This window comes from Streptomyces sp. MK37H (assembly GCF_018035285.1).
GTDB lineage: Bacteria > Actinomycetota > Actinomycetes > Streptomycetales > Streptomycetaceae > Streptomyces > Streptomyces endocoffeicus.
Map to the genome: position 1 here is coordinate 23,246 of NZ_JAAAYH010000054.1, position 9,763 is coordinate 33,008.

7 protein-coding genes are annotated in these 9,763 nt (G+C 70.1%); 2 read left to right on the forward strand and 5 right to left on the reverse strand.

Annotation, left to right across the window (positions count from 1 at the left end; genetic code table 11):
* The first annotated feature begins 53 nt into the window (after positions 1-53).
* Positions 54-986: an NADP-dependent oxidoreductase gene (locus tag GWI24_RS10985; RefSeq protein WP_210945718.1), complete on the forward strand. Its 933-nt coding sequence runs from the start codon at positions 54-56 to the stop codon at positions 984-986.
* A 203-nt stretch (positions 987-1,189) separates the two neighbouring features.
* On the opposite strand, the gene GWI24_RS10990 is transcribed toward GWI24_RS10985, so the two are convergent.
* From GWI24_RS10990 to GWI24_RS11000, 3 genes are read right to left on the reverse strand one after another with little or no spacing between them, the layout of a single operon-like run.
* Positions 1,190-1,636 carry an RbsD/FucU family protein gene (locus GWI24_RS10990; protein ID WP_210945719.1) on the reverse strand — a complete coding sequence of 149 codons (447 nt, stop codon included), beginning with the start codon at positions 1,634-1,636 and terminating at the stop codon, positions 1,190-1,192.
* A 6-nt stretch (positions 1,637-1,642) separates the two neighbouring features.
* On the reverse strand, positions 1,643-4,507 hold the full coding sequence (locus tag GWI24_RS10995) for a hypothetical protein (protein ID WP_210945720.1): 2,865 nt from the start codon (positions 4,505-4,507) through the stop codon (positions 1,643-1,645).
* A gap of 58 nt (positions 4,508-4,565) precedes the next feature.
* A complete protein-coding gene (locus tag GWI24_RS11000) occupies positions 4,566-6,137 on the reverse strand; it encodes a cytosine permease (RefSeq protein ID WP_210945721.1) in 1,572 nt (523 codons plus the stop codon).
* Positions 6,138-6,590: 453 nt separating this feature from the next.
* Between GWI24_RS11000 and GWI24_RS11005 the strand changes: the two genes are divergently transcribed.
* Positions 6,591-7,562, forward strand: a complete 972-nt coding sequence (locus tag GWI24_RS11005) for a LacI family DNA-binding transcriptional regulator (RefSeq protein WP_210945722.1) — start codon at positions 6,591-6,593, stop codon at positions 7,560-7,562.
* Between the two features lie 70 nt (positions 7,563-7,632).
* Here the strand turns inward: GWI24_RS11005 and GWI24_RS11010 are convergent, their stop codons facing one another.
* Positions 7,633-8,529: a geranyl diphosphate 2-C-methyltransferase gene (locus GWI24_RS11010; protein ID WP_210945723.1), complete on the reverse strand. Its 897-nt coding sequence runs from the start codon at positions 8,527-8,529 to the stop codon at positions 7,633-7,635.
* A gap of 17 nt (positions 8,530-8,546) precedes the next feature.
* Positions 8,547-9,731, reverse strand: coding sequence for a family 2 encapsulin nanocompartment cargo protein terpene cyclase (locus GWI24_RS11015; RefSeq protein ID WP_308343611.1), 1,185 nt, complete (start codon positions 9,729-9,731; stop codon positions 8,547-8,549).
* Between the last annotated feature and the right edge of the window lie 32 nt (positions 9,732-9,763).

The following is a 9,763-nucleotide window of genomic DNA, read 5'->3' on the forward strand; positions in this document are numbered from 1 at the left end:
TTCCTATCGGAAACATAGCCTGGGTTCTCTCCCCATTCAAAGCCAGGAGAGTCATGCGAGTCATCACCCAGCAGACGTTCGGCGGTCCCGAGGTGCTCACCATCGTGGACGCGCCCGAGCCCCAGCCCCTCCCGACCGAGGTTCTCGTCCGCGTCAAGGCGATCGGGCTGAACCCGCTGGAGGCGCTCCTGCGCGCCGGCGAGTTCCCCCCGCTGATCGGCCAGCCGCCGTTCATCCTCGGCTGGGACATCAGCGGCGTGGTCGAGGAGGGGTCGCTGACGTGGCGGTTCAGGCCCGGCGACGAGGTGTTCGGGATGCCGCTGTTCCCGCGGGCGGCGAGCGCGTACGCCGAGGTCGTGTCGGCGCCGGCGTTGCACCTGGCACGCAAGCCGGCGTCGCTCTCGCACGTCGAGGCGTCGGCGCTGCCGGTCGTCGGGCTGACGGCGTGGCAGGGCCTGGTCGACCTCGGCGGCGTGACCGAGGGCGACCGCGTCCTGGTCCACGGCGGTGGTGGCGGGGTCGGCCACGTCGCGATCCAGATCGCGAAAGCGCTCGGCGCGCACGTGATCGCGACCGCCAGCGGGAGCAAGCGGAAGTTCGTCGAGGAGTTCGGCGCCGACGAGGTGATCGACTACACGGCGGTCGACTTCACCGAGGCGGTCCGCGACATCGACGTCGTGCTCGACACGATCGGCGGCGACACCGTCGAGCGGTCGCTCGAAGTGCTCCGCCCAGGCGGTCACCTGGTGACGGCGGTCGCCGAGGAGGATTCGGAGCTCGTCGCCAAGTACGAGGCGGCCGGCATGCGCTTCAGCGGCATCGCGGTCGACCCCGATCCGGTCGCCCTGCGAGGTCTCGTCGAACTCGTCGAACAGGGCAGGCTCCGGGTCCATGTGCAGGAGACGTTCCCGTTCGAGCGCGTCGCCGACGCGCACCGGCTGCTCGACGGCGGTCACCTCCAGGGCAAGCTCGTCCTCACCGTCTGATCCCGTCGTGAGGCCTCGCGTGAGCGAGGCCCCAACGTCATGACCGACGCGGCGTGCGCATCGTCCTGCGGCCGAGCCTGGACGTGGTACTCGAGCAGACCGCCGCGGACATCGCAGTTGGGCTGCGGGAAGGCCGTTTCATGCTGCCGTAATCATTGCTCCGGTCTCCCAGTCCCCCCGAACAGCGGCTCCGGCCGCAGACATCAACGCTCCGGAGAGAACTCCGGCAGCACGCCCTTGGTGAGCAGGAAGCATCCGTACGGCCTGTCCTCGCCCGTGATGACCACCGCGAACGCGGAGCGGGCGCGCGCATAGAACGCGTGGCGCTCGACCGCCTCCACCGCGACGGGGCGGTCCGATGCCTCCTTCGCGGCGGCGATGAAGTCCGTCTGTACCGGCGGCTCGGCGGTGGCGTCGCCGACGACCTCCATCCTCGCGATGGGCTCGGGGATGAACGTGTCGAGCGGCAGCAATGCGAGCACCGCCCGGCCCGCCGAGACGACGTCGGTGCCGTCCAGCCGGATCACGCGGTCGTTCACGGAGTGCGCGGGGAAGTTCCTGTCGACGATGGCGATGGTGTCTCCGTGTCCCATCTGCGCGAGCGTGTACAGCAGGTCCGGGGTCAGGAGCGGGTCGAGTCCTTTGAGCACGTTGGATCACCCTTCCGTGATCGAGGATGAGCGGGGGCCGGAGCCGGAACCGTCCGGGGACGCACCGAGGTTCGGACTCTTGAGCGCGTGGCGCAGCAGTGGCGGCGCGAGCAGCCCGCACGGCTCGGGCTCGGCGCGGAGCCCGGTCCCGGCGTAGTAGCGGTTGGCCGCCGACGGCGCGACCCGGATGCGGAGTTCGTTCCCCCCGGGCCGCAGGGTGTGGGCGGGGATCGTTATGCGGTACGGCGCCCAGGCGCGCTCCGCCACACGCATGCCGTTCACGGACACGGTCACGGCTCCGGCGACGGCCGGGAGCGTCAGCTCCAGGGGGACCGGCGTGTCGAGCTCGATCTGCCGCACATAGTCGGCGGTGCCCGCGAAGGCCGGAAGGCCCTGTCGCTCCCAGCCGCGTGTCACCGCGATGTCGCGGCGGGTGCCCGCCTCCTCGTACGCGTCCTCGGCGACCTCGAGCAGCCAGCCGGATTGGAGCGTCTCCGGCGCCGACCATTCCGGCCTGCCGTGAGCGGCCGCGGCCTCGGAATCCTCCGTGGCGTCCGCCCGACCGGAAGCGGGCTCCGCGTCCCTGCGCACACGCAACAGGCGCAGCGCGTTCTGCTCCAGCCGCAGCGCGACCGGGTTCTCGGCTGCTTCGAGGGTGCGCACGGTGCCGTCGGAGGCCTCCCATTCCTCGATGTGCCAGGGCCCGTAGGGCAGCAGGAGTTCCACGGTGCCCTCGGTCTCGGTGAAGCACGCGAAGCGGAAGCCGCCGGCCGCGTCCGGGCCGCCGCGCCACCGCACCGCCGAGCCCGCGGGGACGCGCAGCGTTGGCTCAGTCCGCTCACGCTGCGCGGCAAGCCCGCGCAGGACCGCCTCCTCGGGGACCGCATGGAACATCTCCACGGCGGGGGCGAGGTCCGCCCAGTCCTCGGCGGCGGTCTGTGGGCCCTCCTGGTAGACGGCGGGCGTCGCGCCGCCGGCGAGCACCCGTACCCCCGATTCGGTCAGACGGCGAAGCTGACGCAGCGACGCCGCCGAGCGCAGCGTTGTCACGGCGGGGAGTACGAGCGCCCGGTACCGGCGGTCCCCGAAGCACACCGCGCCTTCCTCCACAGCGGCGGCGTCGAGATCGCGTTCGTCCACGAGGTGGAAGCCCACCCGGGATTCGGTGAGCGCGCGGGCCCACTCGCCCATCGCCGACGCCTGCTCGCTGAGCTGCCCCGCGGTCCACACCGTACGCAACGGGTACAGGACCGCCACGTCGCTCTGTGGTGACACCGGTTCGAGGAATTCGCTCAGCCGCGCGCTCTCGAGCGCGAACCGCGGGTGATGATCGGCGAACCACGGCTCGAAGTTGATGCCCGGGGGGAAGTCGAAGCGCGGATTCCGCAGCGACTCGTGATCGTCTCCATGGCCGTGGGTCTGGTAGAAGCCGTGGAAGATCATCTGTCGCATGCCCTGCAGATGGTGGTTGATCGCCGTTGTGCGCAACTCCTGCAAGGTGAGCCCCCAATGGCCGGACCACGGGGTCCCGCCTTCGGGCGGGGTGACGAAGTACTGCTCGACCATCGTCCCGCCGCGGCCGTGGTGGCGGGCGACCGAGTCGCCGAACACGGGGCTGAGCTGCACCAGGGCGTCCTGCGCGTCCACCGCGGTGAGGTCGCGGTAACCGTCCACGCCGAAGTGGTCGAGTCCGAAGTTCACGCGCAGGTCCCAGTTCGCGAACGCGGTGTCGAGTGCCCAGCCGCCGACGTGCCCGAGGACTTCATGGCCGGACTGACGCAGGCCGTGGGCGTGGCTCCAGGTGCGCAGCTTGCCGAGGAACGTCTCCATCGCGTAGCCGCTGAAGTGCTCGTAGAACTGGGCGCGGAGGCTCAGCCGCTCCGGGTCGTCCCCGTCGAGCACGGCGGCGAGCACCTGGGGGGTCCGCCCGCCCCAGCGCTCCCGGATCGAGACGGCCAGGCTCTCGTGGAACGGCATCGCCGAACGCAGGTCTCCCGTGCGCTCCGCCCAGTCGTAGTACACGGCGTGCGGCTGGTCGAAGAACATGTAGGCGACGGTGGAGCCGAAGAAGTCGCCCAGGGCGTCGGCGAAGGGCTGGTAGCCGGCCTCGATGAACCGATCGACCGCGACCGGGTCGACGGGGTTCACGAGCCGGGAGGTCGCGCAGCGGGCGGAGACGAACACGATCGCCTCCGAGCCGTCCGCCACGGGCTCGACGAGGCGGACACGGCAGCTGTCGGCGGCGCCGTCCACGCGGTCGACGAGCTCGGGCCGCTCGGCGGCCGTGCCCTGCTCCCCCTCCACGGCTTCCACGGTTTCCACGGCTTCCACGGCTTCTACGACGAGCGCGTACTCGACCCGCCAGTCGGCCCAGGCGACGACGCCGCCCTCGTAGTGCCAGTCCATCGCGGCCGGGCCGAGGTTCTCCGTCGCCGAGCGGATCCCGCTGAGCGAGCCCTCGCTCGCGCCCGCGGGGACCCGCACCCAGAACAGGTGCCGTTCGCGCAGCTCGTCGTGTCCGGTCACGGCCCGGCCCGCGGCGTGACCGGTCTGCCAGTTGTAGTCGTCGTAGATGCCGACGATCATGCCGAGCTCGGCGGCCGTTTCGACGGCCGCACGGCACGCGGCGAGGTAGTCGTCGTCCAGGTAACCCCCGATCGGGTACGACAGCCGCGCCTGCACCTGGAAGCTCCGGATCCCGGCGTCGTGCATCTGCCGCACCTGGGCGCGGATCGTGTCCTCGTCGGGCAGCCGGTGCCAGAACCAGTAGGCGGCGGGCGCATGCCAGGGGTCCGGGTTCCGGAATCGGTGCAGCGCGGTCTCATGTGCGGACGAGGCGGATGAGGCGGACGAGGCGGACGAGGTGGGCAAGGGGGTCAGCTCCTCGAGCGGCGGCGAGGCCCGCGCGGGCCTCGCCGCCACGGGTCGGTCAGCGTTCGGTGAAGTCGGCCGCGTTCCTGCCGGCCGCGTCGGGGGTCGGAACCTCGAGCCCGCCGTCCCCGCGAGCGGCGTCTCCCGCGGTCACGAGCGAGTAGTCGGGCTTCGGGTCCAGCCGGAGTCCGAACGTGAGGATCGCGTAGAGCGCGGCGCCGAGCACCAGGGCGATGACGATGCCGAGCCCGCTCGACCCGAACACGCCGGTGCGGGCCTCCTCGGTGAGGAGGAACCCCGTGATCTTCGCGAAGTTCGGGTCGGAGCTGGTCACGAGGCCGAGACCGACGACGGTTCCGGTGATCAGACTCAGAATCGCCGTCCAGCGCCCGTCGCGGCCGCCGTAGCCGCGCGGATTCGCCAGGTCGGTGTTCCAGCCCATGCGGCGCTGCCGGATGAAGTCGATGAGCTGGATGCCGCCCATGGTGCCCATCATCACGGCGATGAGCGACAGGAACGACTGGAACGTCGCGAGGAACGAGGTGGAGATGAACAGCAGGTAGAAGGCGCCCGCCGCGATGATGATCGCGTTGATCGCGGTCGTCACGGAGCGGCGCAGCGGTACGCCGACGGCCATGAGCGCGAGGCCGGAGCTGTACATGCCCGTGATGGCGGCCGAAACGAGCGAGATGACGATCACGACGGAGAAGGGAACGAAGAACCACATCGGCAGGAGCGCGGTGAGCGCCCCGATCGGGTCGGACGCTGTGGCGGCACCGAGCTTGGAATCCCCGCCGACGAGAAGCGCGCCGACGGCGAGAAGGATGACGACCGGCAGGCTGAGCCCGGTGACCGTCCAGCTGATCACGCCGCGCGCCGGGGTCTCGCGCGGGAGGTAGCGGGCGAAGTCGCCGCCGTAGTTGAGGAAGCCGAGGCCGACGAGGGTCATCGCCATGATGATGCCGCCGATGAACACCAGCGGTCCGCCCGCAGGGGTGTCACCGAGGTGCGCCCACGCGATCTCGGGCACCATGAATCCGAGGAACGCGACCGTCATGATGCCGGTCACCCAGGAGATCCAGACCTCGACCTTCATGATGAGTTCGTGGCCGAGGACGGAGACCGTCATCGTCAGGGCGAGCACGAGCACGAACCACAGCACGATCGTGGATGTGGCGCTCGACCCGTCCGTGTCGGCGAACACCGACGGCCACAGCTTCGCGAACAGGTTCGCACCGGTGGTTGAGGCAAGTGTGATGATCGTCACCTTCCAGCCCATATTGGACAGGTAGGCGAAGAACGCGGGGATCCTGTTGCCCTTCATGCCGAACGCGAAACGCGTCTGGGCGAGGGTCGGCAGTCCCGTGCGGGGCCCGCCGACCGCGAGGATGCCGACGAGGGTGGCCGAGATGAGGTAGCCGGCGGTCCCGGCGACGATCGTCTGCCAGACGTTCAGACCGAGGCCGAAGACGAAGATGCCGTAACTGATGCCGAGGATCGAGATGTTCCAGGCGAACCACACAGCGAACAGGCCCCGTGGCTTCCCGCGCCGTTCGGCATCGGGAACGGGATTGACGCCGTTCGATTCGACGGTCGTGCCTCTACGACCTTGCTGAGCCTGAGTGCTCATGGAAGGGCGCCTTTCGACGTATGGCGATGTGGGGAGGAGCGGATGGTCGAGCTTCGAGCCCGGGGAAGTCGTGGGTTCGCGTTCGAGGGGCGCGTCGACCGCGTCCGGGGGCGACGCGGCTCCGTGTGGGACGTGCGCCGTGCGCGGTGACCGTCGTCGCGCCCGCGGTGGGAGGCGTGTACGGCGGTGAGGCGGAGCGCTAAGCGGCGGGGTGGACCGCTAAACCGCCGGTGAGAGGGGTGGCGAGCGCGCCGGGGCCGAGGCCGGGGTTCACCGGTCCGACGACAGGCCCCCGTCCGCCGGCCCCGGGGGCCTGCGGCGGGTGATCGTAGCGTACGCTCATCGCCGGGAAAACCATTTCCGAACCCAAGCACGCCTTTCCCTGCCGCGTCAATGGGTCGCCGGGACCGTCCTGATAACATCGGCCGGCCGGAATCAGGGGAGAGATGCAGGATGGGCGCGCGCATAGGCTTGAAGGACGTGGCGTTGCGCGCGGGGGTATCAGTGCCGACGGCGAGCCGTGTGCTGTCCGGCGTTCAGCGCAATGTCGATCCGGAGCTGGCGCTGCGGGTGCGGAACGCATGCGAGGAACTGGGCTACCGGGTGAACGCGGCGGCGCGGGCGCTGCGGATTCAGTCGACGGATTCGTTGGCCCTTGTCGTTCCGGCGATCGCGAACGCGTACTTCGCGGAGCTGGTGTCGGCGTATTCGCGCCGCCTGGATCTTCAGGGCAAGCGGCTGGTGACGATCGACACGGGCGAGAGCCCGGAGACCGAGCAGCGTCAGCTCGGCGCCATGGATCGGGTGCTGGTGGACGCGGTGCTCGTGGTGCCCGCGGCGTTCGAGCGGAGTGGCGCGGCGATCACGGAGCTCGCGCGGTCCAACCGCGTCGTGCAGGTCGACCGCCGCGCACGAGGCGTGGAAGCGCCGTCGGTACGGCTCGACAACGCGGAGGGGGTCCGCCTGCTCGTGGAACACCTGCGGGCGCGGGGCCGCCGCAGCATCCTGATGGTCGACGCCCAGGAAGGCTCCTCGTCGAGCATCGAGCGCACAGCCGCGTTCCGCGCGCTCGCCGGGCCGGACGACCGGGTTCTGGAAATGCCGAACTTCACGGTGGCGAGCGGCACCGACGCGGCGAAGCTCCTGCTCGCGAACCCCGGCGACACAGACGCGATCATCTGCACCGCCGACACCGTCGCGCTCGGCGTGCTGACGGCGCTTCAGCACGCCGGTAAGCGCGTGCCCGCCGAGTACGCGATAACGAGCTTCGACGGCACGTACATCTCCGACACCGCCGCGCCGGGGCTCACCACCCTGGGCTCGACCGCCGAGCGCATGGTCGAGGCCTCCCTCGCCCTCCTCGACGGCGGCAGCGATGACGTCGTCCTGAAACCCGAGCTCGTGGTCCGCGGTTCCAGCGGCTGACCACGCCCCGGGCGGGAGCATGGGCGCCCGCTGGACCCATGCTCCCCACCCGCGGAATGGAGGCCGACGGTCAGATGCGGTCGGCCGCGATGAGCAGGTACTGGAAGGAACCGTCCTTGTAGGAGTTGATGAACGCCTTTTCAATGCCTGTGGCCAGTGAGGACGTGGCCCGCAACTCCCAGTACGGCAGGGTCGCGGGGGTGAGGTCGATGACGGCCTGCGGTACGAGGCGGTTGTCGGCCATGGCGCGCAGGTATTCCCGGCGGGAGTGGATGTTGCACTCGAAGTGCGCGTTGATCTGGGAGACATACTTCGAGGGCTGGCCGTAACGCGGGTTCCAGCAGCCGGTGATGGTCACGTAGCGGCCGCCGGTCGCGAGGATGCGGGAGTGCTCGGCGAAGAGGTCTTCCAGGTCCACGTACATGCTTGACTCGTTGTTCCACGAGGCCGCGGCCCGCCCGGTCTCGAAGGGCGTACCGAGCATGTCGCAGACGCGGGCGTGGACGTGGTCCTCGATGCCGAGTTCGCGGGCGCGCTGGTTGGCGAAGTCGGCCTGCTTGGCCGACAGCGTGACGCCCTCGACCCGGCACCCGAAGCGCTGGTGGGCCATGACCATCGAGCCGCCACGGCCGCAGCCGGCGTCAACGAGTGTGTCGTCACGTTCAATGGGGCCGAGGTGGTCCAGGAGGAGTTCGGCCTGTGCCGACTCCAGGCGGTGGAGCTCGGCGATCAACTTCTTCTCGTATGTGCCGGCATCGGCGTCGCCGAGGGCGGTGCGGTCGACGTCTCCGATGCCGTAGTGGTGGTGGTAAAGGCCGTCCACATCGCCGAGACGCAGGTTCACGGGCCTGGCCTCGTGGTCCCAGTAGCGGGCGATGTCCCCCTGGTAGGGGGTCGCCGGGGCGGGGATGAACATGGCGGCGCTGGAGGAGGTGGCGACGTCGGCGCCGAGGTCGGTGCTGGTCACAGATGGTTCCATTCTTCTTACCAGAAATCGGGCAGGCTGTAGCGGAAGGTGTTGGTCTGGTGCCAGTAGTGGTTGCCGTCGACCCACGCGGCCACCCCCCGGAGAAAGCGCTGCACGGTCGGGACGGGGAAGGCGACGGCCACGGCCGCGGCTTCGGCCTCGAAGTCGTGCATGAGGTCGTTGTGGACCTCGACCGCCTTCAGATAGGCGTCGCGGTCGGAGAGGCCCTCGCGTTCGGCGATCACCACGGGCAGGTTCAGATGCCGGCCGGGGCCGGCGAGTTCCTTGGTGTACGAGTACAGGTCGTTCACGATGGTGGTGGCGTTTCCGGCGAGCGCGATGACCCGCTGCATGGCGGGCCGGGCGTGCAGATCGGCCGGTAGTTCGTAGCCGCCGACGGTGTCGGTGATGGTGGGGCACGGGCGGAAGTTGTTGAACTGGCGCATCGTCAGGTACTCCCACACCTCGGGGACATGGTCCGTCTGCGCCCAGGCGGCCTCGGCGAGGTACCCCATGTGCAGACGGGCCATGTCGTGCCGGTACCGGTCGGCCTGGGAGGGGCTGGACGCCTGGACGAAGTACTCCATGGCTGAGCGGTAGGCGCGTCGGGGCGCGTCCGAGTGGAGCGACTCCGTCCACCGCGGCTGGTACTCCTGCGTCGTGTGCAGGGCGTCAAGGGCGGTGTGCGCCAGCAGAAGGCGTCCGCCGAGGCCGATGGGCGAACCTCCGTGGTCCTCGCAGTAGCAGTCGTCCACCGCGTTCTCCGCCACCATCAGGCGCGTGGCGAGCATCAGATGGTCGACGGTGGGAGCGTCCGGATGACAGGCGACCATGTAGCGCCCCACGGAGAAGCCGTCGAACTGCTCCTCCCACTCCTCGGGGTACAGGTCGACCTCGTCCAATGCCCAGGCCTTGATCCTGCGGCTGACCTCCTCCACCCGCACGGGGTCGGGCTCCGGCACCGGGTGGTGATAGAGGCCCGGGATCGGGTTGCCTTCCGCTGGAACCGCCGACGGCGTCGGTGGCGTCGGCGGCTCCTCGCGCCGGGCCAGGCGCAGGCCTGCCGTGCCGAGGCCGCTCGGACCACGCAGGATCCGTTCAACGTCGGCGCCGGGTGTCCGCACCCCGGCGGCAGGAATGTCGACGGGAGGCGGGGCGGACGCGGACGGCACAGGGGGGCGGACACCGGTGGCGGCCTTGATGTCGTGGGCGCGGGCGGCGGCTTCGGCGAGGA

What these genes read in the sequence shown, in the direction of transcription:
- GWI24_RS10985 (WP_210945718.1), top strand. Translation starts at nt 54, where the DNA reads ATGCGAGTCATCACCCAGCAGACGTTCGGCGGTCCCGAGGTGCTCACC.
- GWI24_RS11000 (WP_210945721.1), bottom strand. Translation starts at nt 6,137, where the DNA reads ATGAGCACTCAGGCTCAGCAAGGTCGTAGAGGCACGACCGTCGAATCG.
- GWI24_RS11005 (WP_210945722.1), top strand. Translation starts at nt 6,591, where the DNA reads ATGGGCGCGCGCATAGGCTTGAAGGACGTGGCGTTGCGCGCGGGGGTA.